This is a genomic window from Streptomyces sp. NPDC002446 (assembly GCF_053595675.1).
The window spans coordinates 358,130-381,794 of record NZ_JBSFYC010000001.1 but is presented as its reverse complement, the minus strand read 5'-3'; the positions used below and the strand labels follow the sequence as shown (position 1 = coordinate 381,794).

General features: G+C 74.3%; 22 protein-coding genes. 14 read left to right on the top strand and 8 right to left on the bottom strand.

All coding sequences use genetic code 11. The features are described from left to right. Positions 1–161: 161 nt before the first annotated feature. The 5 genes from ACWD6P_RS01660 to ACWD6P_RS01640 all read right to left on the bottom strand — a co-directional run bounded on the left by ACWD6P_RS01660 (position 162) and on the right by ACWD6P_RS01640 (position 4,150). Positions 162–1,166, bottom strand: coding sequence for a LacI family DNA-binding transcriptional regulator (locus tag ACWD6P_RS01660; protein ID WP_451441960.1), 1,005 nt, complete (start codon positions 1,164–1,166; stop codon positions 162–164). A gap of 382 nt (positions 1,167–1,548) precedes the next feature. After that, the gene (locus tag ACWD6P_RS01655) at positions 1,549–1,680 is read right to left on the bottom strand and encodes a hypothetical protein (protein WP_451441959.1); all 132 of its coding nucleotides are present in this window, start codon (positions 1,678–1,680) and stop codon (positions 1,549–1,551) included. 208 nt (positions 1,681–1,888) lie between these two features. Beyond that, positions 1,889–2,317: an organic hydroperoxide resistance protein gene (locus ACWD6P_RS01650; RefSeq protein ID WP_451441958.1), complete on the bottom strand. Its 429-nt coding sequence runs from the start codon at positions 2,315–2,317 to the stop codon at positions 1,889–1,891. A 159-nt stretch (positions 2,318–2,476) separates the two neighbouring features. Next, positions 2,477–2,992, bottom strand: coding sequence for a GNAT family N-acetyltransferase (locus ACWD6P_RS01645; RefSeq protein WP_451441957.1), 516 nt, complete (start codon positions 2,990–2,992; stop codon positions 2,477–2,479). A 138-nt stretch (positions 2,993–3,130) separates the two neighbouring features. Then, positions 3,131–4,150, bottom strand: a complete 1,020-nt coding sequence (locus tag ACWD6P_RS01640; protein WP_451441956.1) for an NADP-dependent oxidoreductase — start codon at positions 4,148–4,150, stop codon at positions 3,131–3,133. An 89-nt stretch (positions 4,151–4,239) separates the two neighbouring features. Between ACWD6P_RS01640 and ACWD6P_RS01635 the strand changes: the two genes are divergently transcribed. Together ACWD6P_RS01635 and ACWD6P_RS01630 are read left to right on the top strand one after the other, a co-directional pair. Beyond that, positions 4,240–4,671 (top strand): MarR family winged helix-turn-helix transcriptional regulator, encoded by a 432-nt coding sequence (locus ACWD6P_RS01635; RefSeq protein WP_451441955.1) that lies wholly within the window; start codon positions 4,240–4,242, stop codon positions 4,669–4,671. Positions 4,672–4,712: 41 nt separating this feature from the next. Continuing rightward, entirely contained in the window at positions 4,713–5,336 is a 624-nt protein-coding gene (locus tag ACWD6P_RS01630) for a mycothiol-dependent nitroreductase Rv2466c family protein (RefSeq protein ID WP_451441954.1), read from the top strand. Here the strand turns inward: ACWD6P_RS01630 and ACWD6P_RS01625 are convergent. Further along, positions 5,329–6,942 (bottom strand): MFS transporter, encoded by a 1,614-nt coding sequence (locus tag ACWD6P_RS01625; RefSeq protein WP_451441953.1) that lies wholly within the window; start codon positions 6,940–6,942, stop codon positions 5,329–5,331. The two genes, ACWD6P_RS01630 and ACWD6P_RS01625, sit on opposite strands and share 8 nt — an antisense overlap. 170 nt (positions 6,943–7,112) lie before the next feature. Between ACWD6P_RS01625 and ACWD6P_RS01620 the strand changes: the two genes are divergently transcribed. Next, positions 7,113–8,078, top strand: coding sequence for a TetR/AcrR family transcriptional regulator C-terminal domain-containing protein (locus ACWD6P_RS01620; RefSeq protein WP_451441952.1), 966 nt, complete (start codon positions 7,113–7,115; stop codon positions 8,076–8,078). On the opposite strand, the gene ACWD6P_RS01615 is transcribed toward ACWD6P_RS01620, so the two are convergent. Then, positions 8,043–9,278 carry a PucR family transcriptional regulator gene (locus ACWD6P_RS01615; RefSeq protein WP_451441951.1) on the bottom strand — a complete coding sequence of 412 codons (1,236 nt, stop codon included), beginning with the start codon at positions 9,276–9,278 and terminating at the stop codon, positions 8,043–8,045. The two genes, ACWD6P_RS01620 and ACWD6P_RS01615, sit on opposite strands and share 36 nt — an antisense overlap. 29 nt (positions 9,279–9,307) lie before the next feature. Next, entirely contained in the window at positions 9,308–9,454 is a 147-nt protein-coding gene (locus ACWD6P_RS01610; protein WP_451441950.1) for a hypothetical protein, read from the bottom strand. 291 nt (positions 9,455–9,745) lie between these two features. Here ACWD6P_RS01610 and ACWD6P_RS01605 point away from each other — a divergent pair, with 291 nt between their 5' ends. The 11 genes from ACWD6P_RS01605 to mreB all read left to right on the top strand — a co-directional run bounded on the left by ACWD6P_RS01605 (position 9,746) and on the right by mreB (position 23,632). Continuing rightward, positions 9,746–10,729 carry a DUF3068 domain-containing protein gene (locus ACWD6P_RS01605; RefSeq protein WP_451441949.1) on the top strand — a complete coding sequence of 328 codons (984 nt, stop codon included), beginning with the start codon at positions 9,746–9,748 and terminating at the stop codon, positions 10,727–10,729. A 204-nt stretch (positions 10,730–10,933) separates the two neighbouring features. Next, a complete protein-coding gene (locus ACWD6P_RS01600) occupies positions 10,934–12,133 on the top strand; it encodes a glycosyltransferase family 4 protein (RefSeq protein WP_451441948.1) in 1,200 nt (399 codons plus the stop codon). Positions 12,134–12,140: 7 nt separating this feature from the next. Further along, on the top strand, positions 12,141–12,866 hold the full coding sequence (locus ACWD6P_RS01595; RefSeq protein WP_451441947.1) for a class I SAM-dependent methyltransferase: 726 nt from the start codon (positions 12,141–12,143) through the stop codon (positions 12,864–12,866). Further along, positions 12,863–17,341 carry an alpha-(1->3)-arabinofuranosyltransferase domain-containing protein gene (locus tag ACWD6P_RS01590; protein WP_451441946.1) on the top strand — a complete coding sequence of 1,493 codons (4,479 nt, stop codon included), beginning with the start codon at positions 12,863–12,865 and terminating at the stop codon, positions 17,339–17,341. Before ACWD6P_RS01595 ends, ACWD6P_RS01590 begins: the two co-directional genes overlap by 4 nt. After that, positions 17,338–18,894, top strand: a complete 1,557-nt coding sequence (locus ACWD6P_RS01585) for a condensation protein (RefSeq protein ID WP_451441945.1) — start codon at positions 17,338–17,340, stop codon at positions 18,892–18,894. Before ACWD6P_RS01590 ends, ACWD6P_RS01585 begins: the two co-directional genes overlap by 4 nt. After that, positions 18,891–19,703, top strand: a complete 813-nt coding sequence (locus tag ACWD6P_RS01580; protein ID WP_451441944.1) for a class I SAM-dependent methyltransferase — start codon at positions 18,891–18,893, stop codon at positions 19,701–19,703. Before ACWD6P_RS01585 ends, ACWD6P_RS01580 begins: the two co-directional genes overlap by 4 nt. Positions 19,704–19,732: 29 nt before the next feature. Then, entirely contained in the window at positions 19,733–20,701 is a 969-nt protein-coding gene (locus tag ACWD6P_RS01575) for a DMT family transporter (protein ID WP_451441943.1), read from the top strand. Then, positions 20,688–20,942: a Trm112 family protein gene (locus ACWD6P_RS01570; RefSeq protein ID WP_451441942.1), complete on the top strand. Its 255-nt coding sequence runs from the start codon at positions 20,688–20,690 to the stop codon at positions 20,940–20,942. The genes ACWD6P_RS01575 and ACWD6P_RS01570 overlap by 14 nt, the downstream gene beginning before the upstream one ends. Next, positions 20,939–21,748: an FkbM family methyltransferase gene (locus tag ACWD6P_RS01565; protein ID WP_451441941.1), complete on the top strand. Its 810-nt coding sequence runs from the start codon at positions 20,939–20,941 to the stop codon at positions 21,746–21,748. The genes ACWD6P_RS01570 and ACWD6P_RS01565 overlap by 4 nt, the downstream gene beginning before the upstream one ends. Next, positions 21,732–22,340: a hypothetical protein gene (locus ACWD6P_RS01560; protein WP_451441940.1), complete on the top strand. Its 609-nt coding sequence runs from the start codon at positions 21,732–21,734 to the stop codon at positions 22,338–22,340. The genes ACWD6P_RS01565 and ACWD6P_RS01560 overlap by 17 nt, the downstream gene beginning before the upstream one ends. A gap of 260 nt (positions 22,341–22,600) precedes the next feature. After that, on the top strand, positions 22,601–23,632 hold the full coding sequence (gene mreB, locus ACWD6P_RS01555) for a rod shape-determining protein MreB (protein ID WP_451441939.1): 1,032 nt from the start codon (positions 22,601–22,603) through the stop codon (positions 23,630–23,632). Positions 23,633–23,665: the final 33 nt, after the last annotated feature.

The following is a 23,665-nucleotide window of genomic DNA, read 5'->3' as shown; positions in this document are numbered from 1 at the left end:
TGGCTCGGTTGCCGGTGGTCGGAGCGGGCCCGGGGCGGCTTTCTGCTGCTGTTCGGCTTGCGGTCCGCTGCTGTCTGCCGTTGTCTCCCGCTGCTTCCGGCTATTTCTCGCTGCTTCCCGCTGGCTCGCGCTGGCTCGCGCTGGCTCGCGGGACGGATGTTTCAGACGGCGGCCGCCGGTTCCCCGCAGGAGCGGCGGATGACGAGCCGGGTCGGCAGCAGCACCGAGTCGGCGGGCCGGCCCTCGATCCGCTCCAGCAGGGTGCGGACGGCGGCGCGGCCCAGTTCGCGGGTGGGCTGGGCGATGGCGGTCAGCGGGGGATCCGTGTGGGCGAACCAGGGCACGTCGTCGTAGACCACCAGCGCCATGTCGTCGGGCACCCGCATTCCGCGCGCACGGAGTTCGTCCATCGCCCCCAGCGCCATCAGGTTGTCGGTGGCCAGGACCGCGTCCGGCGGTTCGGGCAGGTCCAGGAAGCCGCTCATCACCTGCCGGCCGCCGGTGGGCTGGAGATCGGGGGTGGCGCCGACCCGCTCGTCGGGCAGGGCGATGCCGTGGCCGGCCAGCGCGGTACGGAAGAGGTCGAGGCGCTCGTCACCGGTGGGGGTGCCGGCCGGGGCGACGATGATCGCGGGGCGGTGGCGGCCGAGGGCGGCGAGGTGGTCGGCGAGGTCGGTGAGGGCGCCAGCGCCGTCGGCGCGTACGCAGGGGGCGTCGATGCCGGGCACGGTGCGGTCCAGCAGGACCAGCGGGGTGCCGGAGGCGACGACCTCGCCGAGCATCGCCGAGCCGGTTCCCGCCGAGCTGACCAGCAGGCCGTCGATCCGGCGGTCGAGCAGGGTGCGGATGTAGTCGTCCTGCTGCTCGGGGCGCTCGCCGGCGTTGCCGATGACCAGGCTGTAGCCGAGGCTGCGGGCGGCGTCCTCGACGGCGTCGGCCAGTTCGGTGAAGAAGGGGTTGGTGAGGTCGCTGATGATCAGGCCGAGTGTGCCGGTGCGGGCGGTGCGCAGTGCGCGGGCGACGTTGTTGGGGCGGTAGCCCAGCTCCCGTACGGCGGCCAGCACCCGCTCGCGGGTCTCGGCGACCGGGCTGTGGCCGTTGAGGACCCGGGAGACCGTGGCGACGGAGACTCCTGCCCGTTCTGCCACATCCTTGATGTTCGCCATGGCGCCGTTGCCGTTCTGTTCGTGTGTCCGCCGGCCGCCGGCGGCCGGCCGGTCAGGGGGCCGAGCGGCTTCGGGCAGGCGTCGTGTAATCGATTTCGCGAGGTTTTCGTGGGGGCTACGAAATCGATTACATGGCGACTGCGTCAAGGCGTCGCGAATGTTGCCTGCGTCACATCAGGGTGGATCAGGGTGGATCGGAGTGGATCGGAGTGGCCTGGCGGCGGACGTGCCGCGGTGGCGGCGCCGTACGGACGATGTCCCTGCGGGTGGCCGTACAGGCGATGTCCCTGCGGGCGAATGATCAGCCCGGGCACTCCCCCGTTGACCGTCCCGCCTCACGAGCGGGAGCCGGCCGTGTCCGGACCGTGGGCCTACCCGGCGACTACCGGGCGAACTGCCCTACACAAGCGACGACCGCCACGAGCAGGCCCAGCACGCCGATCACGACCTGCCACCTGTCAGGCGGGGTCCACCGGGCGCTCTCGCTCTCCTGCTCCGTGTTCTGATCGTCCATCGCTCCTCCTCGCTCCTCCGGACAGGCCCCGGAGTTCAGGGCCTCCGCCGGCGGATCAGCCGGCGAAGCTGTGGGGAGGAACGCGGTGAAGCTCCTTGAGAATAGCGTGAGTTGAGGGTTCTACGGCGGCGAACGGGCCATCCGTGCCAGGGGCCGCACCCCGTGGCGGGATGCGGCCCCTGGTGTGGAATCGCCGGTCAGCGGTGGATCAGGCGACGGTCAGCTTGACGTCGATGTTGCCGCGGGTGGCGTGCGAGTACGGGCAGACCTGGTGCGCCTTCTCCACGAGGTCCTTGGCGGTGGCCGCGTCGACGTTGGGGATCGACGCGGAGATCTCGACCGTGAGGCCGAAACCGCCGTCCGGGGTCTTGCCGATGCCGACCTTGGCGGTCACCTGGGAGCCGGAGACATCGGCGTTCTCCCGGCGGGCGACGACGCTGAGGGCGCCCTGGAAGCAGGCGCTGTAGCCGGCCGCGAAGAGCTGCTCGGGGTTGGTGCCGGCGCCGCTGCCGCCCTGCTCCTTGGGCGGGTTGACGACCACGTCGAGCTTGCCGTCATCGCTGGCGACGCGGCCGTCACGGCCGTTCTCGGCGGTGGCGACGGCGGTGTAGACGACGTCGACGGTCTGGATGGACATACGAGATCCTCCTGTGGTTCGCCGCGACTCGCGCCCACGGATCGCGACGGCTTGCCGCCGAGCCTAACGGGCGGGCGCAAGAGGCCAGCGGGCGAGGCCACCGGGCGAGCCGTCGTGCGGACCGGTGAGGCGGCTGGGTGAGGCGGCCGTCGCCGCGAGCTAGACGGTCTCGCCGAGGCGTATCGCGCGGACCATGGCGAACTCCAGCTCCTTCTGTCCTTCCCGCACGGGCTGGACCAGCCCCGTCCGCTGGAAGCCATGGCGGGCGTAGAGCCGCTCCGCCCGGTCGTTTCCGTCGGCCACCCAGAGCAGTACCCGGTCAAAGCCCTGGTCGCCGGCCCACCGCAGCGCCTCGCGCACCAGGAGGTCGGCAACCCCGCGCCCTCTCGTTGCGGGGCGTACCCACAGGGACACGAGCTCGGCGGGGCCGGGGCCGGGGCCGGGGCCGGGGCCAGGCGGGATGATGCCGATCAGTCCGCATGCCTCGCCGCCGTCCTCGGCGAGGAACTGGTTGCGCCCGGTGAGGCGCTTGCGCCAGCGGTCCTCCGGGAACGCCTGCTCGCGGCCCAGCGTGGAGCCGAACGCCTCGGGAGCGTCCGCCAGGGCAGCGAGGCGGACGGTGCGGTAGAGGGCCCAGTCGTCGGGTTCCAGGGGGCGCACGGAGACCGTTGTCATGAGCGAGACCCTGGCTTCCCAGGGCGTCCGCCGCAAGGAGTTTCACGGCTTCGCGGCCGGTGAGCGGGGGGTGGGGGTGGGTGGGCGGCGGTCTTCGGGCGTGCCGAAGGCCGCCGTCCCGCATCGGCGGACGCGTCCTCAGTCGTCCAGGCTCACGATCATCTTGCCGGTGTTCTCACCGCGCAGCAGGCCCAGGAAGGCCTCGACGCCGTTCTCGATGCCGGCCACCTTGGTCTCGTTGTACTTGAGCTCGCCGGAGCGGATCCAGGCGGAGACCTCCTCGACGAACTGCGGCTGCATCGCGGCGTGGTCGCGGACCATCAGGCCCTGCAGGCGCAGGCGCTTGCCGATGACCAGCGCGAGGTTGCGGGGCGCGGGGGTCGGCTCCGTGGCGTTGTACATCGAGATCATGCCGCATATGGCGACGCGGCCATGGACGTTCAGGGAGGTGATGGCGGCTTCGAGGTGGTCGCCGCCGACGTTGTCGAAGTAGACGTCGATACCGTCGGGCGCGGCCTGCTTGAGCTGCTCGGCGACATCGCCGTTCTTGTAGTTGAAGGCGGCGTCAAAGCCGTACTCCTCGACCAGCAGCTTGACCTTCTCGTCGGAGCCGGCCGAGCCGATGACCCGGGCGGCGCCCTTGAGCTTGGCGATCTGGCCGACCTCGCTGCCCACCGCGCCGGCCGCGCCGGATACGAAGACCGTGTCGCCCTCCTTGAAGGACGCCACCTCCAGCAGGCCCGCGTAGGCGGTCAGGCCCGGCATGCCCAGGACGCCGAGGTAGGCGGTGAGGGGGGCGAGCGACGCGTCGATCTTGGCGGCCTTCTCGGCGTCCAGGACCGCGTACTCGCGCCAGCCGAGACCGTGCAGGACGTGGTCGCCGACGGCGAGGGAGTCGGCGCGCGAGGCGATGACCTCGCCGACCGCGCCGCCGTCCATCGGCTGGTCGAGCTGGAAGGGCGGGATGTAGGACTTCACGTCGTTCATCCGGCCGCGCATGTAGGGGTCGACCGAGAAGTGCTTGTTGCGGACCAGGACCTGGCCCTCGCCGAGCTCGGGCACCGCGGTCTCGCGCAGCGCGAAGTCTTCCGGGGTGGGCCAGCCGTGCGGGCGGGCGGTGAGGTGCCATTCGCGGCTGGTCGTGGGCAGTGCGGACATGAGCGCGGTCCCTCCTAATGCTTCAGGTACTGAAACAATAATGGCCATCGATATTTCATGTTGTCAAGCAATTGGCTATCCTGCTGTGCATGACACCGCGCGCAGACCCCTTGACCGTCGAGGTCGTCGAGCTCATCGGCACCGTCGTCGCCCGCTACCACGACGAGTACGAGCACGCCGCGGCCGAGCACTCCCTCACCGGCGCGCAGGCCCGGGTGCTGAGCCTGCTCGCGGTCGAGCCGGTGCCCATGCGCAAGATCGCGCAGTGTCTGAAGTGCGAGCCGTCGAACGTCACCGGCATCGTGGACCGCCTGGAGTCCCGCGGCCTGGTCGAGCGCCGGCCCAATCCGTCCGACCGCCGCGTCAAGCTGGCCGCCGCGACGGCCGAGGGCGCGCGCACGGCCGAGGCGCTGCGCACCTCCCTCGACTTCGCCGGCGAGCCCCTCGGCAGGCTGACGGTCGCCGAGCGGACGCTGCTCAAGGAGCTTCTCCAGCGGATGCTGGGCGCCGAGCCGAAATAAGCAGGCGGGCGGGCGGGCCGGTGGCGTTCTAACCTCACCCCATGACCAACCCGAGCGACACCCGCCACTCCGTCGACTTCTACTTCGACCCCATCTGCCCGTTCGCCTGGATCACCTCGCGCTGGATCCTGGAGGTCGAGCAGCACCGCGACCTGGATCTGCGGTTCCGGGTGATGAGCCTGTCCGTGCTCAACGAGGGCCGCGAGGACCTCCCCGAGAAGTACCGCGAGCTGCTGGACGCGGGCTGGGGCCCCGTGCGGGTGTGCATCGCGGCGGCCCAGGAGCACGGCGAGGGCGTGCTGCGCGCCCTGTACACCGCGCTGGGCACCCGTATCCACAAGGACGGCCGCGAGGACACCGCCGCCGTCATCGAGGAGGCGCTGGCCGAGGTCGGGCTGCCGGCCGGGCTGGCCCGCGCCGCCGGCAGCGAGGCGTACGACGACGCGCTGCGCAAGAGCCACCACGCGGGGATGGACCCGGTCGGCGAGGACGTCGGTACGCCCACGATCCACATCGACGGGGTGGCGTTCTTCGGGCCGGTGCTGACGGCGATCCCGCGCGGCGAGGACGCGGTGCGGGTCTTCGACGGCGCCCGCCTCCTCGCCGGTTACGACCGGTTCTTCGAGCTGAAGCGGACCCGCACCGGCGGGCTCGACTTCAGCTGACGGTTTCGGCGGCGGGAGCCGAGGGGGAGGGAGCGGCGGCCGCCGGAGGGGCCTCGTCGCCCCCTTGGCCGCCCTCGGCTCCCTGGATGCGCAGGCCGCGCAGCAGCGCCACCGCCAGCACCGCGGCGCACAGCATCACCCCCGCGGCGCCCAGCACCACCGTCTGCAGCCCGTCGGTGAAGGCCGCCCGCGCGGCGCCCAGCAGCGCCTGCCCCGACCGGCCGGGGAGTTCGCCGGCCACCGCGGCCGCGCCCGCCAGGGTCTCGCGGGCCGCGTCGGCCGCCTGGGCGGGAAGCCCGTCGGGCAGTGCGTCCTCCATGTGGCCGCGGTAGACGGCGCTGCCGATGCTGCCCAGGATGGCCATGCCCAGCGCACCGCCGAGTTCGGTGCCGGACTCCAGCAGGGCCGAGGCGGAGCCCGCCCGCTCCGGCGGGGCGACGCCGAGGGCCAGTTCGTTGCCGAGGGACATCACCATCACCAGGCCCGAGGCGTAGACCGACGAGGCGACCAGGACGTACCAGAGGGCGGAGCCCGGCTCCAGCCAGGACAGCCAGAGGAAGCCGCCGGCCGCGACGGCGAACCCCAGGGCGATGACGTACGCCCGGTCCATCCGGCGGGCGAGCGCGGTGGCCACCGCCGCCATGGCGCCCACCGCGAGCGTCGGCAGCAGGTTCCACAGCGCCGCCCGAAGGGGGCTCATGCCCTTGACGGACTGCAGGTACTGGGTGAAGAACACCGCGCAGCCGACGACCGCGAACGTCGCCAGCAGGTTCATCAGCACCGAGACGCTGAACCCGCGGTGCCGCAGCAGCTCCAGGTCGAGCATGGGGTGGCGGGCGGTGCGCTGGCGGTGGACGAAGGCCGCGGCGGCCAGCAGGCCGAACACCAGGGCGGCGGCCGGCAGCGCCGCGAGGCCGTCGCGGGCGATCTCCTTGACGCCGTAGACGACCGGCAGCATGGCGAGCAGGGACAGCAGCGAGCCGGGCAGGTCGAAGCGTCCGGCCGCCGGGTTCTTGAACTCCGGCAGCAGCAGCGGCCCGCAGACCAGCAGCAGCACCATCGCCGGCGCGTTGATCAGGAACACCGAGCCCCACCAGAAGTGCTCCAGCAGCGCCCCGCTGAGCACCGGCCCGATGGCGATCCCGCCCATCACCGCCGCCGACCAGGTCGCGACCGCGGTGCCGCGCTGCTTGGCGTCGTGGAAGAGATTGCGGATCAGCGCGAGCGTGGACGGCATCAGGGTGGCGCCGCCGACGCCGAGCAACGCCCGTGCGGCGATGAGCGTTTCGGCGCTCTGCGCGTAGGCGGCGAGCGCGGAGGCCAGGCCGAAGAGGAGGGCGCCGGACAGCAGCAGCCGGCGGCGGCCGATGCGGTCGCCCAGCGCGCCCATGGTGATCAGCAGGCCGGCCAGGACGAAGCCGTAGACGTCCAGGATCCACAGCTGCTGGACGCTGCTGGGATCCAGCTCCGCGGTCAGGAACGGCACCGCGAAGTAGAGCACCGAGACGTCCATCGAGACGAGGAGGCAGGGCAGCAGGAGGACGGCCAGGGCGGTCCACTCCCGGCGGCCGGCCCGCGAGGCGGGTGTGTACGGAGTAAACGTCATGGGTGACACGGTAAGCAGTGGATGCTTACCGTGCAAACAGCAGGCGGGACAGGGAAGTTGGAGGTGCATCACACTAGTGCACCTGCCTAGTGCAATGCCCTGGTGAGGCGCCCGCTGCTACGCTCGGAGCGCGTGAGATCCCCCTGGTGCACTAGTACGGAGGTTGCCCCGTGGAGCAGTCGGCCCCGCCGCCCTACCGCCGGATCGTCGAGGAGATCCGCAGCCGTGTCGACGCCGGTGAACTGGCGCCGGGCGACCGGGTGCCCTCGACGCGGCGGATCACCCAGGAGTGGGGCGTGGCGATGGCGACCGCCACCAAGGTGCTGACGACGCTGCGCCAGGAGGGGCTCGTACGGGCCGTGCCGGGCGTGGGCACGGTCGTGGCCGAACCGCGGCGGGCGCCGCGCGGCCAGGCCCCGCGCGAGCGGCAGCCGCGCGAGACCGACAGCGGGCTCAGCCGCGACGGCGTCGTACGGGCCGCGATCAGGGTCGCCGACGCCGAGGGGCTGGGCGGGCTGTCGATGCGCCGGGTCGCCGCCGAGTTCGGGGTCACCTCGATGGCGCTCTACCGCCATGTGGCCAACAAGGACGAGCTGGTGCTGCTGATGGCGGACGCCGCGTTCGCGGACGTCGAGCTCCCCGAGCCGGCGCCGGAGGGCTGGCGCGACCGGATGGAGGCCGGTGCGCGGCTGCAGTGGGAGCTCTACCGGAGGCATCCGTGGCTGGCGCAGTATCTGTCGATCACCCGGCCGCAGCCGATGCCGCGCGCCATGGCGCTGATCGAGTGGACGATGGCGCGGGTCGGGGGGATGGCTCCGCTGACGCTGATCCATATGGCCGTGACGCTGCTGAACTACGTACGGTCCACCGCCGCGGGTTTCGAGGACGACCTGGAGGCCGAGCAGGAGACCGGGATGGACCAGAACCAGTGGATGGCGTCCATGGACCCGGTGTTCGAGGGGATCCTCAAGTCCGGTTCGTACCCCATGTACGCGGGGATCGACGGGGTCGGGGAGGGCGCGGTGACGCTGGAGACGCTCTTCGAGTTCGGGCTGGCGCGGCTCCTGGACGGTATGGAGGTGCTGATCGCGCGCGGGGACTCAGTCGAGCTCCCCCCGCAGCCGCCGCGCCCGTAACACCAGCTCCAGTTCGAAGCGGCGGTCCGGGTCGTCCATCTCCCCGCCCCATAACTCCCGTATCTGACGCAGGCGGTAGCGCACGGTCTGCGGGTGGACGCCGAGCCGTCCGGCGATCTCGGGGGCGCCGCCGCGGGTCTCCAGCCAGGCGAGCAGGGTCTGGGCGAGCCGCCGCCCGTGGGTGGGGCCGCAGCGCTCCAGCGGGGCGAGGCGGCGGCGGGTGAGGTCCTCGATCAGCTCTTCGGGCGGCAGCAGGACCAGCGCCTCGGTGTGTTCGGTGCACTGCAGCAGCTCCCCCGCGGGCAGCAGTCCGCGCTCCACCAGATCGACCGCGGCCCCCGCCCAGCGCAGCGACTTCGCGGCGTCCAGCAGCGGCACGGCGGGGCCGATCGCCCCCGACCAGCCGGCCGCCGCGCGCCCCAGCAGCTCGCGCCGCCCCGGGGCGTCCGGCTCCGGCACAACCATCCGCGGCCGTTCGCACTCCATGTCCAGCAGCACGTCCGGGGCGACGGCGGGCGCCACCGCCTCGCGGGCCGGCCGCAGCAGGACCGCGACCGCGACCTGCTCGGGCAGCGGCCAGCCGATCCGGGCGGCGCGCTCGGCGAGCGCCGGCAGCACGGCGGCCGCACCGGGACCGCTGCCGCGCCGCCGCCTGCCGCTGCTGGTGAACAGCTGCTCCATCAGGCGGCGTTGCAGCCGCAGCCGCTCACCGGCCTGCCGGGCGGCGGCCTCGGCATAGCCGCGCACGGATTCGGCGACCAGCCCGTCGAGGTACTCGAACCCGGACTCGGCCAGCTCGTACATCGCCGGTGCCGGGATGGCGACCTGCTGGCCGATCTCGGCGAGCCGGCGCCAGGCCAGCCGTACGCCCAGCCGGTAGATGGCCTGCAGGGCGTCGAGGCTGCGGCCCTGGATGCCCTCGCCGCGGCCGAACTCCTGGAAGACCCGCGGGTGGACGTGCGGGCGGTCCAGTCCGGACGTCAGATGGGAGACGAAGTGCTCCAGCGACTGCCGGATGCCGACCAGCGCCCGGGGCTCGCCGAACTCGTCGGGCACCAGCGGGAGCTGGGGGTACTCCCGGCGGATCTCGCGCAGGATGCCCTCGGCCAGGGAGGGCACCTCGTCCAGCGCCAGCGCGGCGAACTGCCGCACCTGGTAGGGCGGGACGTCCCGCCAGGCCGAGCGGACGGCGGTCACCACGACGCGGGCCTCCTTCGCACGCCGGCCGCCTACTCGCCGGCCCGGCCGAAGGTCACCAGCGGCACGTTCGGCTGCTCGGGGGCGGCCTCCAGTGCCGCGACGATGCCGAGCGCGACGCCGACGGCGAGTGCGGCGGCGGCGAGCGCGGTCAGTGCGGCGGCGAGCGTTCGGTGCATGGCGCGGCGGCCCTTCGTCGATGCCGAAGACCGTTCGGCGGTCCCCGTCGAGGCTGGTACGGCACACGCACGGCCCGCGGTGTACGGAGCGGAGCCGGCTCGGCGCCGCGTCCCACAGCGCGGCACCACAGGGACATGCCCCGGGGCGAGTCGAGTGTGGAAGGGCATTGACGCCCTGTCAAGAGTTCGCTTACGTTCCCGGCCCATGGCGCCCAGGGCCGGTACGGACCGGGTCTGGCACCCCGCACGTGCACCAGAGCGTGATCCCCCACCGCTTCCAGGAGTGCCCGTATGCCCGCATCCGGCAAGCCCGCCACCCCCGCCAACGCCGCCAACGCCGCCTCGCCGCCGTCCCTGGCCCTGCTGGGCCTGGGCGTCTTCCTGCTGGTCCTGGCGCCCCTGCTGGCCTGGTACGTCGAGCCACGGGCCAAGGTCACCCCGGTCGACGTCGATGTCACCACCGTCTTCACCGGCACCGGCAGCTACTTCGACACCGCCGCGCTGCGCACCCGGCACCGGCAGCAGATCACCATCACCCGGCACGTACTGGGCGATGTCGCGGCCAGTGAGCGCAGCGGGCGGGCCGTATGGGACGTGTCGACCACGGTCGACACCCCCCGGACGCTGCCGCTGCGGGATCCGCGCAAGGCGTTCCAGTGGACCACCGAGCGCTGGGTCACCGACCGGCGCAGCAATGCGCCGGTGCACTGCTGCGCGGAGGCTCCCACCCGCTTCGACGGCGATGCGTACCTCAAGTTCCCCTTCGATGTGCAGAAGAAGAGCTATCGCTGGTGGGACAACACCCTGGGTGCGGCCGTCCCGCTCCGCTTCGCCGGTACGCGGCGCGTCCAGGGGTACGAGGGCTACCGCTTCACCGGGACCGTGCCGCCGACCCGGACCGGCAGCCGGCAGGTCCCCGGGCGGCTGGTCGGGCGGGGCGGGCAGGGCCAGATCCAGGCCGAGGAGTGGTACGCGAACTCCGGTGTCGAGCTGGTCGTCGAGCAGCGCACCGGCCGGATCATCCATGCCGCGATCTCGCCGCTCAAGACGCTGCGGGCGCCCGGTGCCCGGCGCGACGCGGTGACGCTGCTGCGGGGCGAGCACCTGCAGTTCACGCCGGCGACGCAGCGGGCGCAGGTGCGGCTGGCGAAGGCGGACAGCGACCGGCTGGCCCTGGTCGGCGGGGTGCTGCCGGTGGGGGCCGCGGTGGCGGGCGGGGTGCTGGCGGTGGCCGGGGCCGGGTGGGCGGTGCGCGGGCGGCGGGCGGGTCGCTGAGCGGGCCGGGCGGGCCGGGCCCCTGAGCGAAGTGATGAACCGTCAGTTGGGGCCGGGCCGGATTTTGTCACCCCGGTGAGTAGCCGCACCCCGGCGGCCGGGCCAAAACTATCCACCCCATGGCGCAGCACGGCCCCGCACGACTCAGTTCGCAGTACGACCCCCCACCGCCGGTACCGCACCCTGAGACGAGTTGGATGGCACATGCCCCAGCACCTGCCCCAGTACGTACGCCCCTCCCCGCCCCCCGCGCCTCCGGCCGGCGGTTCCCCCGCCGCCGGCCGGTCCCCGCTTCCCCGCCGGATCGTCTTCCTCGCCCGCCGGGACCTGGGCAACCCGTCCGCCGGCGGCTCCGAGCTGCTGGTGGACAAGATCGCCACCGGGCTCGCCGCACACGGCCACGAGGTGACCCTGCTGTGCGGCGGCCCAGCCCCCGAGCTCCCGGCTCCGCTCAAGCAGGGAGGTGCCCCCACCGCGCGCGAGTACCGGGTGGTGTCCGCGGGTGGCGACGCCGGTCACTTCCTGCGCGTGCCCCGCCAGTTGGCCCGCCGGGTCGGCGCCTGCGACCTGCTGGTCGAGGTCTGCAACGGCATGCCGTACCTCGCGCCGCTGTGGCACCGCGGCCCCGTCCTGTGCCTGGTCAACCACGTCCATACGGATCTGTGGCAGCTGCGCTACCCGGGGCCGGCCGCCCGGCTCGGCCGCCGTCTGGAGCACTGGGCGCTGGCCGCCACCCACCGCCGCAACCTGATGGTCGCGGTCTCCGGGTCGACCGCGTCCGCACTGCGCGAGCTCGGCGTGGACCACGGCCGGATCCGCGTCGTGCACAACGGCGTCGAGGAGCCCGGCCCCCTGGTGCCCAAGGCGCCGGAGCCGCTCTTCCTGGCCATGGGGCGGCTCGTCGAATACAAGCGGATCGATCTGCTGCTGCGGCTGTGGGAGCGGGTCCGGCCGGTGACCGGCGGCCGGCTGGTGATCGTCGGGGACGGGCCGGAGCGCGCCCGGCTGGCCGCGGCGGCCGGCCCCGGTGTCACCTTCACCGGCCACGTCACCGAGCAGCGCAAGCACGAACTGCTCTGCTCCGCCTGGCTGTTGCTGCATCCCTCGCTGGTCGAGGGGTGGGGTCTGGTCGTCATGGAGGCCGCCGCCCGCGGCACCCCCGCCGTGGGCTTCGACATCCCGGGGCTGCGGGACTCCGTCGAGGACGGCGTGACCGGTCTGCTGGCCCGCGGCGAGAGCGCGTTCGCCGCGCACTGGTGCACCCTCGCGCTCAGCGCCCGGCGCCGGGCAGCGCTGGGCGGTGCCGCGCTCGAACGCGCCGCCCGCTTCCGGTGGAGCCACACCGTCCGCGGCTTCCGCGCGGTCGCCGCGGAGGCCGTCCTCGACGCGCTCCCCGGGCGGTGAGTCCCCGGTGCGCGACCCCTCGCTGCGCAGGTCCTACACCCTCTTCCGGGCCTTCCTGAGCGAACAGACCCGGCCCGAGCACTGCTACCGGCTGCTCGCCCGCGACGCCGCCGACCAGGTCGAACGCCATGCGCCGCTGAAGGGCGCAGTGGTCGCCGACGTCGGCGGCGGCGCCGGCCACTTCACCGAGGAGTTCCGGCGCCGCGGCGCGCACGGCTACCTCTTCGAGCCCGACACGGCGGAGCTGGCCGCCCGCGGCCGCGCCCCGGCGGGCGCGGTGGTCGCCGACGGCTATCTGCTGCCGCTCGCCGACGGCGCCGCCGACATCTGCTTCTCCTCCAACGTCCTGGAGCACGTCGCCGACCCGCAGACCTTCCTCAGCGAGATGGTCCGGGTGACCCGGCCGGGCGGGCTGATCTATGTGGCGTTCACCAACTGGCTCTCCCCCTGGGGCGGTCACGAGATGGCGCCCTGGCACTACCTGGGCGCCGAACGGGCCCGCCGACGCTACCGGCGGCGCACCGGCCGGCCGGCCAAGCACACCCTGGGCGTCAATCTCTTCGCCGTGCACATCGGGCGCACCCTGCGGCAGGTGCGGGCACGCGACGACGTCGCGATCATCACCGCGCGCTCCCGTTACGCGCCGTTCCTCGCCGAGGCCATCCCCCGCCTCCCGGGCGTCCGGGAGGTCGCCACCTGGAACCTCCTCCTCATCCTCCGGCGGTTGCCATGACCCAGACCCTGCGGCCCTCCCCGTCCCCGGGAACGCCCGATGCCGGCGGCAGGACCACCACCACCTTCGCCCCACCGCCGGGCAGGCCCCGCGGCAGACGCTGGTTACTGGCCTTCTGGGCGGCCGCCCTGACCGCGTTCCTGCTGCCCTCGCCGGGGAAGATGACGTTCGAGACCAAGCTGGGCGTGACGACCGACCCCTGGCGGTTCCTCGGCGATCTCGGGCAGCTGTGGCACGACCGCGCGGGCTTCGGCGGCATCGCCGACCAGTACGTCGGCTACGCCTTCCCCACGCTGCCCTACTACGGTCTGGCCGATCTCGCCCAGGTGCCGGTGTGGCTGGCGGAGCGGCTGTGGATGTCGCTGATCGTCACCGCCGCGTTCTGGGGCGCGCTGCGGCTCGCCGAGCGGCTGCGCTTCGGCAGCCCGCCCACCCGGCTGCTCGCGGCCGCCTGTTACGCCCTGTGGCCCACCTTCACCATCGTCATCGGCTCCACCTCCGCGGCCGCCCTCCCCGGCGCGCTGCTCCCCTGGGTGCTGCTGCCGCTGACGAACGCGCAGGCCGGTGCCCGTATCGCGGCGACCCGCTCGGCGCTGCTGATCCCCTTCATGGGCGGCGTCAACGCGGCCTCCACGCTGGCCTCGCTGCTGCCCGCCGGCCTGTATCTGCTCTCCCGTACGGGGCCGCGGCGCATACGGCTGCTCGCCTGGTGGCTGCCCGGAGTCGTGCTGGCCACCGCCTGGTGGGTGGTGCCGCTGCTGCTGCTCGGCATCCACGGCGAGAACTTCATGCCGTTCATCGAACAGGCCGACACCACCACCGGCACCATGTCCGCCACCGAAATGCTGCGCGGCGCCGGCAACTGGGTCGGCTACCTCAACTTCGGTGAGCCGTGGCTGCCGGCCGGCTGGACCATGACCGCGGGCGCCTTCGCGGTGTTCGGCTCGGCGCTGGCCGCGGCGCTCGGCCTGGCGGGCCTGGCCCGCCGCGATCTGCCCGAGCGGCGCTGGCTGCTGCTGACCGTGCTGGCGGTGGCGCTGATCGCGCTGGCCGGGTACGGCGGTGCGCTCGGCGGGCCCCTGCACGGGCTGTGGCAGGACTGGCTCAACGGGTGGCTGCGCCCGTTCCGCAACATCTACAAGTTCACCCCGGGCCTGGCGCTGGCGCTCACCCTCGGGCTGGCGCATCTGCTCGCCCGTGCCGCCGAACGCCGCACCACCCGTCGTATCCCGGCCCGCCGCCGCCTCCCCCAGCTCACCGCGCTGCTGGTGCTGCCCGCCCTCGCGCTGCCCTTCCTGACCGGCACCGTCCTCCAGCCGGGCGCCTTCACCAAGCTGCCCTCCTACTGGGAGCAGACCGCCGGCTGGCTCAGGGCCCACACCCCGGACAGCCGCGCCCTGATCGTTCCCGCCACCGCGCACGGCATCTACACCTGGGGCTCCCCCATCGACGAGCCCCTCGACGTGCTCGCCGAATCCCCCTGGGCGCAGCGCGACTTCGTCCCGTTCGGCACCCCGGGCGCCCGCCGCGCCCTGGACGCCGTGGAACAGGCGCTGCTGACCGGGGCGCAGGTCCCGGGCCTGCGCGACTACCTGGGCCGGGCCGGACTGCACGATGTGGTCGTCCGCAACGACCTAGACCCCGACCAGATCGGCTATGTCCCGCCGCAGACCGTCAAGCGGACCCTGGAGGCGTCCGGCTACCGCAAGGTGGCCGCCTTCGGCCCGCTGACCACCGGCGGCCGGATCCCCGCCGAGGCCCCGGTGCAGATCCAGGGGCTCTACCCGCGCCAGCGGGCCGTCGAGATCTACCAGCCGGGCCGCACCCCCGAGCCCGGCCGGGTCGGCGCCCGGCCCGTCGCGGACACCGCCCGGCTCAGCGGCGGCCCGGAAGCCCTCCTCCAGCTGTCCGCCGACCCCGCGCTGCGCCACCGCCCCACCGTGCTCGCCGGTGACCGCCACCCCGGCCTCGGCACGCCGCCGCTGCAGCTGACCGCCGACGGCCTGCGCCGCGCCGACACCCGCTTCGGGCTGGTCAACAGCAACACGTCGTACACCTACACGGCCGGGGAACGAAACCACCCCGACAGCGTCCAGGACCCCGGCCGGCCGCCCCGGCAGATCCTGCCGACCGCCGGCCTCGGCCACCAGACCACCGCCCAGCTCCGCGGCGCGGCCTCGGTCACCGCGTCCACCAGCGGCAACTGGCTCTTCCAGCTGCCGCAGTACGACCCGGTCAACGCCTTCGACGGGAACCCGGACACCGCGTGGGCGGAGGGCAGCGCCGGCGATCCCGTCGGCCAGTGGGTCAAGATCGCCTTCACCCGGCCGACCGCCGTCCCGTCCGCGCTGACCCTCACCCCGCTGCGCGGCGACGGGCTGCGCGCCGCACCCACCTCCGTTCGGATCCAGACCGACCGCGGCAGCGCCGACGGCACGCTGCGCCCCGACGGCACGCCCCAGCGGGTCAAGGCCCCACCCGGCACGGCGAACTGGCTGAAGGTGACGATCCTGGGCTCGCAGACCCCGCGTGCCGGCCTGTCCGGCGCCGGGTTCAGCGAGATCACCCTGCCCGGCGTCCAGGTCACCCGGCTGCTGCAACTCCCCGCCGACGCCCAGGACTCCGACGCGCCCGCCGAGACCGTCTCCCTGCACCGCGGCAGCGACCCGGGCGGGCTCTCCCCGGTCTCCGCCGAGGTCGGACTGCACCGCCAGTTCCGCTCCGGCCAGCGCGCCTCGTACGAGGTCCGGGGCAAGGCGCTGGCCGTTCCCGGCGCCGAACTCGACCGGCTGCTCGACCGGGTCGCGCCGGAGCAGAAGGACCGGATCACCGCCACCGCCGACTCCACCAGCTTCGGCTTCGGGCAGTCGCTCAGCCCCCGCAACCTCGTCGACGGCGATCTGACGACCGCCTGGATCGCCGGTGACACACCGACGCTGCATCTGCGCTGGCCGGGCAGGAAGAAGATCGACCAGATCGTGCTGGCCGCGGCGGGCGGTATCTCCACCCGCCCGGAGCAGATCCTGGTCAACTCACCGGACGGGGCGGCCACCGCGGGCGTCGACGAGAACGGCCAGGCCCGCTTCGACCCGATCACCACCGACCGCCTCGACATCACCATCAGCAAGGTCAAGGAGCTGACGCTGCACAACCCGGTCGCCGGCCAGGCCCTGCAGCTCCCGGTCGGCCTCAGCGAGGTCTACCTGCCGGCGCTCGACGCCTACCGCACCCCGCGGCCCGCCGCCGGCGCCCGCTTCTTTGTCGGCTGCGGCCAGGGCCCCGTGCTCGCCGTCGACGGCGTACTGCACGCCACCAAGGCCTCCGGACACGTCCGCGATCTGACCGAACGCCGGCCGGTCGACGTGCGGTTGTGCGCGGGACCGGCACGGGACGGCCGGCTGGAGCTGCCGGCGGGCCGCCACCGGGTGGAGGCGGGGGACCAGGGGCCGCTGGCGCTGACGGACGTGACGCTGCGCAGGGGGAGCGAGCAGACGGCGGCCGCGAGCTCGGGGGCGTCGGCGCCGTACTCCGCCGGCCAGGCCCGTAAGGTCACCGCCGAGGACTGGTCGGGGGACCGCCGCACCGTCTTTGTCGGCTCCGGCGAGGCCGTCTACCTGCAGATGTACGAGAACGCCAACGACGGCTGGCGCGCCACGCTCCACGGGCGGCCGCTGACCCCGCTGCGGGTGGACGGCTGGCAGCAGGCCTTCCTCGTACCGGCCGGGGCGGGCGGCACGATCGAGCTGACCTACGGTCCGGCCGGCGCCTACGACCTGGGGCTGATCGGCGGGGCGCTCGGTGTGGCGCTGCTGGCCGTCTCCGCACTGGTCCGCCGGACGCCCCGCACACCGCCGCCCGCCCTGCCGCCGCCGCCCGCCCCGTCGTGGGTCCTGGGAGTCGTGGCGCTCACCGCGGTCGTGGCCATGGCGGCCGGGCCGTACGCGCTGATCGTGCCGGTGCTGGCGCTGGCGGCCCGGCTCCGGCCGCAACTGCTCGTCTGGACGGCCCTGTTGGCGATGGCGGCCGCGGGGGTCGTGGCGGCGCTCGGCGCGGGAGAGCCGGTCGCCGCAGGTCAAGGCGCGTTCAGCGGCGTCGCGCAGGGGCTGGCGCTGCTGGCGCTGGCGGCGGCGGTGGTGACGGTGCCGGCACCGGTGGCTCCGGTGGCCGAACCGCTGCCGGCCCGCTCACCGGGCGGGGCGGGGCCGGGCGGGGCGGGGCCGGGCGCACCGCCGGATCCGCCGCCGCTTCCCCGGCGGCCGCGAGGCGGCACCGATGTCGCGCACTCCGCGGACGGGCCCGGTGCGCCCGCCGCCGGCCGCCCCCTGGTGGCCCGGGGGCGGACCCGGGGTGACGGTCCTGACTGGGCCGAACGACGGCGGCCGGGACGGTCGCCCGCGCCACCGCCGCCACCGCCACCGCCACCGCCACCGCCACCGCCGCCACCGCATGACGACGGGGAGGACACCGCACGATGACCGCGCTGCAACCGGCCGCCGCCTCGCCGTCGTACGGGCCGCCCCCGCTCCGCCGGCCCGCCGTCGCCCGCGTCCCGTTCCCGCTCGTCGACGAGATCGCCCGGCACTGCCTGGCCGACGACGAGCCGGAGACCGTGCACATCGAGGTGCACCTCCCCGGCCGGGTCGATCCCGCGCGCCTGCGCACCGCGTTCCATCAGGCGCTCGCCCGGCATCCGCGCATCCTGATGCGCCAGGAGCCGGTGCGCTGGTGGCGCCGCCGCTATACGTGGCAGCTCACCGCGGCCCCGGACGTGGACCCGGTCGCCTTTCCGCCACCGGGGCCCGACGCCCTCGCCCGCGCCCGGGAACGCGCGCTCTCCCACTGCCCGCCCCTGGACTCCTCGCCTCCCGTACGTCTGGAGGTGATCCGGCAACCGGGGTCCGCGAACGGCACCGTGCTGCTGCTCACCATCAACCACACCGCGCTGGACGGGCCGGCCTGCCTCCGGGTGCTGGCCACCGCCGCCGAGCTCTACGGCGGCGCGGACAACTCCCCGGCACCGCCGCCCGTACGGGCCGCCGGCGGCGGCGCGGGGCACCCGGGCGGTGCGGACGATCCGGGCGGCGGGGGGCACCGCTTCTCCCGTCCGGCCCGGATCGCCGCCGACCGCGGGGGGAGCTGTGGCGCGGGCACGGGCACGGGCGCCGGGGCGGGCGCGGCCGCAGGCATGGGCACAGCCGTCGGGGCGGGCGCGGCCGCAGGCACAGGCACGGGCACCGGCACTGGCACTGGCACCGGCACCGGCACCGGCACCGGCAATGGCATGCTGATCGCCGAACTGCCGGTGCCGGTCCGTCCGCCGCGGGACCGCGGCCGGGCCCCGTACACCGTGAACGACCAACTGCTCGTCGCCACCTGCCTGATGGTGGGCCGCTGGAACCGGCTGCACGCCCGCCGCTCCGCGCCCGTCGTCGTCACCATGCCCGTCGACGACCGGCCGCGCGGCGCCGAGATGCCCATCGGCAACGGCACCCGGCTGCTCTCCGTCGGCTTCGGCCCCGAGGAGCGGCGGGAGGCCGCGCTGCTGACCGCCGATCCGCCCGACCCGGACGCGGTGGCCCGGCTGCTGCGGCGTACCGCGGCCCGCACCCGCGCCCTCAAGTCGGCGCCGCCCGGCCCGCAACTCGGGCTGTCCGGGGCGCTGCTGACCGCGCCGGTACTGCCCGTCGGGCTGCGCGCCGCGGCCACCCGCACACTGCGTGCCGCCGCCGCTCCCTGGACCTCCACCACCCTCCTGTCCAACATCGGCCGCATCCCCTACCCACTGGACTTCGGCGAGGCGGGGCGCCCCACGGCGGTGTGGTTCTCCGCACCGGCCCGCACCCCACGCGGCCTCACCGTCACCACCGTCTCCGTCGGCGGCCGCATCCAGCTCGCGCTGCGCTGGTCGCGCGCCCTCCTGGACGATCCGGCAGGCGCCCGCCTCGGCGCCCTCTTCCGCTCCTCCCTCGCCGCCACCGCCTGGCCACCGCCGACCTCCCCTCCCCCAGCCGAAGGAGGCGCCCCATGACGCGGCACCCCACGACGCGGTCGCCCGACGCCGGGCCCGGGGGTGCGTCCCCTGCCGGGGCCGCGCCCGTACCGCCCGTACCGCCCGTCGGTCTGCGGGACTTCTACGAGGACCCCGGCGTGCCGGTGGCGTCCGGCGCCGCCCGCAGCCGGCGTCAGGCCCGGCTCCTGGCCCGCGCCCTGGGCCCCGTACGGTCCGCGCGGCCCGCCACCGTCCTGGACGTCGGCTGCGGCGACGGCTCGGCCGCCGCCACCGCCGCCGAGGTCCTCGCCGGCCACCGCCTCATCGGCGTCGACTGGTCCCAGGACGCCCTGCGCCGCGCCCAGCCCCGCATCCCGTCCGTCGTCCGCGGCGAACTCACCGACGGCGGGCTGCCGTTCGCGGACGGCGCGGCCGACGCCGTCCTCTTCAGCGAGGTCGTCGAGCACCTCGTCGACCCCGACGCCGCGCTGGACGAACTGCGCCGCGTGCTGCGCCCCGGCGGTCACCTCATGCTGTCCACCCCCAATCTCGCCGCCTGGTACAACCGCGGACTGCTGCTCGCCGGAGTACAGCCCGTCTTCTCGGAGGTGAGCCTGCGCCGGATCCACGGCCGGCCCGGCACCCAGGTCGTCGGCCATCTGCGCCTCTACACCGCCCGTGCGCTGCGCGGCTTCCTGACGGCCGCCGGCTTCGAGGTCGTACGGATCGCCGGCGCCCCCTACCACGACGTACCGCGCCCGCTGCGGCCCCTCGACCGGGCCGCCTGCCGTATCCCCTCCCTGTCCTCCATCCTCCTCGCCCACGCCCGCCGCACCACCCCCTGCTGATCCCCTGCCGAAAGGAAGGAGGGACCGCGATGCTGTGGTGGGGCGTGGCGTCCGCGCTGCTCGCCAACGTCCTGTACAGCACGGGCTTCGTACTGGAGAAGCGCGCGCTGGCCACGCTGCCCGCGCTGAGCACCCGGCAGCCCGCGCGGGCCGTCGGCCATCTGCTGTCCAGCCCGCTGTGGCTCGGCGGCTCGCTGGCGCTGGCCGCCGGGTTCGCCGCCCAGCTCGCCGTCTACCGCACCCTGCCGCTCGCCGCCGCCCAGGGCATCTTCGTCTCGGGCCTGGTCCTGCTGCTGCTCCTGTCCTCGGCCGTCCTGGGCGAGCGGACCAGCGGCCGGGAGCGGCAGAGCATCGCGGCGATCCTGGTCGCACTCGTCCTGGTCGTCGCCTCCCTCCAGGGCGAGGACGCACAGGTCATCGCCCGTACCGCGCCGCCCGCGACGCTGCTCGCCATCGCTGTGCCGTCGCTGGCCGCCGGGCTGCTGCTGTACCGCTCGGCCGAACGGCGTGCCCGGCGCCGCCATCGGCTGCCGACCGCCGGCGTCCCCTACGGGGTGGCCGTCGGCCTGCTCTACGGCGTCAGCTCACTGGCCATCAAGGGCGTCTCCGGGCTGCTCACCACCGACGACATCCCGGGCGCCGCGGCCCGGCTGCTGCGTTCGCCGTACCCCTACCTCCTGCTCTTCACCGGAGCCGCCGGTCTGGTCCTGTCCCAGACCGCGCTGCAACGCTGCCGCGCCTCCGTGATCGTCCCCGTCTGCACCACCGTCACCTGCGTCTTCACCGTCGCCTGCGGCACCGTGGCGTTCGGCGAGCCGCTGCCCGCCGATCCGCTGCGGCTCGCCCTGCGGCTGGGCGGCACCGCCGTCGCCGTGTCCGTCCTGCTCGCCCTGCCGCGCCATGACACCCCCGCCGCCACGCCTTCCGCCCCAGCGCATCCCCCGACATCCCACCGACATCCCACCGGACCAACGGAGTTGAGCGATGAAGCCCGATGACCCGCTGCTGAAGATCCTCGTCTGCCCGATCGACAAGGGCCCGCTGTCCCTCCTCGCCCCCGACGACGTCCTCTACAACCCCCGGCTGCGCCGCCGCTATCCGGTCCTCGACGGCATCCCCCAACTCCTCCCCTCCTCCGGTGAACAGGTCAGCGACGCCGAACACGACCGTCTGCTGCGCCTCCTCGCCGACCAGACGGACCCGGCCGACGACCAGACCGACCACGAGGCGTGGTCGTGACGCTCGCCGCGCGGCTGGCGCCCCGGCTGCCGGCCCGGCTGGTGGCGGCGCTGGCGGACGGGCTCTATCCGCGCTTTGAACCGGAGCTGCGGCGGCTCGCCGACTTCTGTCCGCCGGGCGGCACGGCCGTCGACGTCGGCGGGTGGTACGGCCCCTGGACCCGGCGGCTGGCCCGGCGGGCCGACCGCGTCGTCACCATCGAGCCGGTTCCCCATCTGGCCCGGCTGCTCGCCTCCGTCACCCCGCCGCACGTCGACGTGGTCTCCGCGGCGGCCGCCGACCACTCCGGCTGCGCCACCCTCTGGCTGCCCCCGGACGGCCGCGGCGACCGAGGCGTCTCCTCGCTCGTACGCCGCGAGCTGCACTCCGCCGCCCTCGACGTGCCCTGCCTTCCCCTGGACGCGCTCAGGCTGGCCTCCGTCACCCTCATCAAGGTCGATGTGGACGGTGCCGAGCTGGCGGTGCTGCGCGGCGCCGAACGCACCGTGGAGCGTGAACTACCGGCGCTCTTCATCGAGCTGGAGAGCCGGATCCAGCCGCTCGCGCCCGTACTCGCATGGACGGCGGCGCACGGCTATCGCGGCTGGGTCCTGCCGCGCGACCGCTGGCTGCCGCTGGCCGACTTCGATCTGCTGGCCCATCAGTCCCGTACCTCCCATGTCGCCGAACACGGTCTGCTGCGCCGCTCCCTCGCGCCGCACCGCCGCTACGTCAACTCCGTGCTCTTCCTCCCCGACGGCGAGCGCCCCGGACCTCCCCAGGCCCCCGCCGTCCACGACCATGTCCATCATGGACCCCACCACTGACAATCACCCGCCCTCCGGCCCCTGCACCCCCTCCGACCTGCCAGGACCGGTCGCGTTCCAGCTCGTACTGCTGCGCCGGATGGCCGACCACCACCCCGGGATGGTCGAGGACGCACTGCGCGAACTGCGCGTGACGCGCGCCGATATGCGGGAGGCCAACCGCCGCTGGCAGGCGCGGATGCACGCCCCGCGGGCGGGCGGCGTCCAGCCGTACCGGGCGCTGCTCGGCGCCCCGCAGACCGTCACCACCCGCCGGATCGGCGACCTGACCTGCGAGGCCCTGACCTGGCCGGTGCCGCTCTGGCCCGACCTGCGGTTCGAGGTCCTCACCGCGGCCAGGGGCACCGTCTGGAACGCCTGGCTCGTCCGGGCGCCCGAAGCGCCCTCCCCCGAGCTGCGGACGACCGCGGACCTGGCCCCCTGGTCCTGCACCGTCGACGAGGTCGCCCGCGCCTTCGCCCCGGCCCGCCCGATGGAGGGCAGCGCCCCCACGCGCTGGCGCCTGGCCTGCACCGCCCCGGACCCCGACGGCGTGCCGCAGGACATCGTCACGGAATTCACCTGGGGGCTGTACCAGCGACGGGTCGACTGAGCCCGGGCCGATGACGTGACCGAACCCGGGCCGGTGACGTGACCGAACCCGGGTCGACCGCGCGGCGCCGTCCCTCGCCTCCCGGGCCCCTCCCGCCGCCGCCTCACCCGTTCGCCGTAGCCCGCGCCTGCCCGTCCCCCGGCCGGACGCCCCCGACAGGCAGGCCGCCCCCAGCGCCCAGAGGATGGCGCACGAGCGGTCCGTGCGAACGGGCCGTGTGAGCACCTGATCCATACCGGCCCCCCGGGGAGGAATCACCCATGACCATCAGCCTCGCCCAATTGCGGCGCTGCTCAGCCGCCGTCGACCTCGGCGCGGCCCGGACCAGGGTGTATGTGAAGAACCAGGGGCTGGTCGTCGACGAACCGAGCGTCGCCGCCATCAACACCCGCACCGGCGCCCTGCTGGCCGTCGGCGCCCAGGCCGAGCTGATGGACGGCCGTACCCCCGACTACATCCGCGTGGTCCGACCGGTCTCCGGCGGCACCGTCGTCGACATCGACATGGCCCAGCGGCTGCTGCGTACGCTCGTTGGCGACCGGCTGCGCAGGACCTGGCGGCGCCGGCCCACCATGCGGGCCGCGGTCTGCCTCCCGTACGGGAGCGAGCCGCTGGCCCAGCGGGCGGCCGTGGAGACGCTGACCGGGCTCGGTGCGCGACGGGTCGAGCTGGTCGACACCCTGGTCGCGGCCGCCATCGGCTCCGGGCTCCCGGTGGAGCAGCCGGAGGCGACCATGATCGTGATGTGCGGGGCGGGCACCACGCAGGTGGCGGTGCTGTCACTGGGCTCGATCGTGGCCGCGGAGAGCGTGCCGGTGGGCGGCAACGCCATCGACCACGCCGTCATCCAGCATCTGCGCCAGCACCACGAGCTGATGCTGGCGAGCCAGGCCGTACGCCCGCTGCATCTGGTCCTCTCCGGCGCCGACGGGCTCACCCCCGGCTCCACCGAGGTACACGGCCGGGACGTCATCAGTGGGATGGCCCGCTCCGTGCATGTCGACACCGAGCGGGTACGGGACGCCATCACGACCCCGCTGACCGCGATCCTCGACGGCATCGGGGCGGTGCTGCGCCGCTGCCCGCCGGACCTGGTGGCCGACCTCGGCGAGCGCGGCATCATGCTCGCGGGCGGCAGCGCGCTGATCCCCGGCCTGGAGCCGATGATCCATCAGGCCACGAGCATGCCGGTGCACACCGCGGACCGCCCGGACACCTGCGCCGTCATGGGGCTCGGCGCCATGATCGAGGGGAAGGTGCAGCCGCTCCACCTTGACCCGATGGCGCCGTAGGGATCTGCTCGCAGGATCCCGGCGCTCACAGGC

Coding starts and splice junctions, on each gene's coding strand:
- ACWD6P_RS01660 (WP_451441960.1), bottom strand. CDS start 1,166: ATGGCGAACATCAAGGATGTGGCAGAACGGGCAGGAGTCTCCGTCGCC.
- ACWD6P_RS01655 (WP_451441959.1), bottom strand. CDS start 1,680: ATGGACGATCAGAACACGGAGCAGGAGAGCGAGAGCGCCCGGTGGACC.
- ACWD6P_RS01650 (WP_451441958.1), bottom strand. CDS start 2,317: ATGTCCATCCAGACCGTCGACGTCGTCTACACCGCCGTCGCCACCGCC.
- ACWD6P_RS01645 (WP_451441957.1), bottom strand. CDS start 2,992: ATGACAACGGTCTCCGTGCGCCCCCTGGAACCCGACGACTGGGCCCTC.
- ACWD6P_RS01640 (WP_451441956.1), bottom strand. CDS start 4,150: ATGTCCGCACTGCCCACGACCAGCCGCGAATGGCACCTCACCGCCCGC.
- ACWD6P_RS01635 (WP_451441955.1), top strand. CDS start 4,240: ATGACACCGCGCGCAGACCCCTTGACCGTCGAGGTCGTCGAGCTCATC.
- ACWD6P_RS01630 (WP_451441954.1), top strand. CDS start 4,713: ATGACCAACCCGAGCGACACCCGCCACTCCGTCGACTTCTACTTCGAC.
- ACWD6P_RS01625 (WP_451441953.1), bottom strand. CDS start 6,942: ATGACGTTTACTCCGTACACACCCGCCTCGCGGGCCGGCCGCCGGGAG.
- ACWD6P_RS01610 (WP_451441950.1), bottom strand. CDS start 9,454: ATGCACCGAACGCTCGCCGCCGCACTGACCGCGCTCGCCGCCGCCGCA.
- ACWD6P_RS01605 (WP_451441949.1), top strand. CDS start 9,746: ATGCCCGCATCCGGCAAGCCCGCCACCCCCGCCAACGCCGCCAACGCC.
- ACWD6P_RS01600 (WP_451441948.1), top strand. CDS start 10,934: ATGCCCCAGCACCTGCCCCAGTACGTACGCCCCTCCCCGCCCCCCGCG.
- ACWD6P_RS01590 (WP_451441946.1), top strand. CDS start 12,863: ATGACCCAGACCCTGCGGCCCTCCCCGTCCCCGGGAACGCCCGATGCC.
- ACWD6P_RS01585 (WP_451441945.1), top strand. CDS start 17,338: ATGACCGCGCTGCAACCGGCCGCCGCCTCGCCGTCGTACGGGCCGCCC.
- ACWD6P_RS01580 (WP_451441944.1), top strand. CDS start 18,891: ATGACGCGGCACCCCACGACGCGGTCGCCCGACGCCGGGCCCGGGGGT.
- ACWD6P_RS01575 (WP_451441943.1), top strand. CDS start 19,733: ATGCTGTGGTGGGGCGTGGCGTCCGCGCTGCTCGCCAACGTCCTGTAC.
- ACWD6P_RS01570 (WP_451441942.1), top strand. CDS start 20,688: ATGAAGCCCGATGACCCGCTGCTGAAGATCCTCGTCTGCCCGATCGAC.
- ACWD6P_RS01560 (WP_451441940.1), top strand. CDS start 21,732: ATGGACCCCACCACTGACAATCACCCGCCCTCCGGCCCCTGCACCCCC.
- mreB (WP_451441939.1), top strand. CDS start 22,601: ATGACCATCAGCCTCGCCCAATTGCGGCGCTGCTCAGCCGCCGTCGAC.